This is a genomic window from Nitrosomonas marina (genome assembly GCF_900110145.1).
Taxonomy (GTDB): Bacteria; Pseudomonadota; Gammaproteobacteria; order Burkholderiales; family Nitrosomonadaceae; genus Nitrosomonas; species Nitrosomonas marina.
In genome coordinates this window covers 1-1379 of sequence record NZ_FOCP01000063.1, presented here as the reverse complement: position 1 = coordinate 1379, position 1379 = coordinate 1, and the positions used below count along the sequence as shown (strand labels likewise).

The following is a 1379-nucleotide window of genomic DNA, read 5'->3' as shown; positions in this document are numbered from 1 at the left end:
GAGCTATAGTCAAATCTGGTGTATGGAGAATCAAGCGGCCTGCTGCTTTTGATCCCCATTTTGTTTAACGCCGTCAACGAATTTTGCACCTTCAATAACATCCGCTAACAATTTATAACCCCTCAGCCGGAACCATTTTTTCTGTGCTACTTCCATCAGTTTGAACGCCATCGTCAAGGTTGTCGTCCGGCTTCCACAGTTTTTAGTTTTGGCTGTTCTCAGCCGAACCGTTGCAAAAACAGACTCGACCGGGTTGGTTGTTCTAATGTGTTGCCAGTTTTCAGCAGGGTAATCATAGAAGGCCAGCATGGAGTCTTTATCCTTTGCCAGACATTCCATCGCTTTTGGATATTTCGGGCTGAAACGCTCAATACAGTTATCAAAAGATGCATACGCTTTTTCCCGTGTTTCTGCCTGCCAGATATTGTGCAGCGCTTCCTTGACCTTGGGTTGCATGGCCTTGGGCAGTTTTTCCAGCACATTGGCAGTTTTATGTACCCAGCAACGCTGCTGACCGGTATCTGGCCAACATTTGGCAACAGCTTTCCAGAATCCCAGTGCACCGTCACCGACAGCCAGTCTGGGCGCTTTTTCAAGGCCACGCTGTTTCAAGTCCATCAATACTTCCGTCCAACTTGCTTCAGACTCACGATAACCGTCAGATAACGCTAGTAATTCTTTACGACCCGTTTAATCAGAGCCAATAATCACCAGAAGACATAACCGGTCATCCATTCTTACCGTGCTGTAGATGCCATCAGCCCAGACATAAACATACCGCTTGCCACTCAGGTCGCGGCGCGTCCAGTTCTGATAATCCTGTTCCCAGTTCTGCTTTAAACGACCAATCGTTGCAGAAGACATTCCCGGCGCATCCGGCCCCAGCAGGTGTTTTAGCGTCTCGGTAAAATCTCCCGTTGAAACACCCCTCAGATATAACCAGGGTAAAAATTCTTCAATATTTTTAGTACGCTTCAAATAGGGAGGTATCAGACTGCTGTTAAATTTGATGCCGGTACCGGAACGGTCTCGTACTTTAGGTACTTTGATTTCAATATCTCCAAGCCCCGTTTGAATGGTACGTTCTGGCAGATAGCCATTTCTGACAACTGCCTTTTGACCCTCATCGGTTTTTATACTGCCATACCTCTCAACAAAATTTGCCACCTCTGATTCTATCGCTGCAGCCAACATTTTACGTGCGCCTTCCCGGAGTACTTCATGTAACGGATCATTTTGTTCTGGTTTATTCAGCTTAAAAACATTATTATCTGTCATGCGGTGTTTTCCTCTTTTTATTGGTTGATCTGCCGAGATCTATACCAACAGGTTACACCGCTTTCTCTTCCCTTGTCATACACCAGAAATAATCATAGCTC

Annotated in this window: 1 pseudogene; it reads right to left on the bottom strand. The window is 45.9% G+C overall.

The features are described from left to right. Positions 1-30 precede the first annotated feature (30 nt). Positions 31-1278, bottom strand: a pseudogene (locus tag BMX44_RS16350) (IS256 family transposase). Positions 1279-1379: the final 101 nt, after the last annotated feature.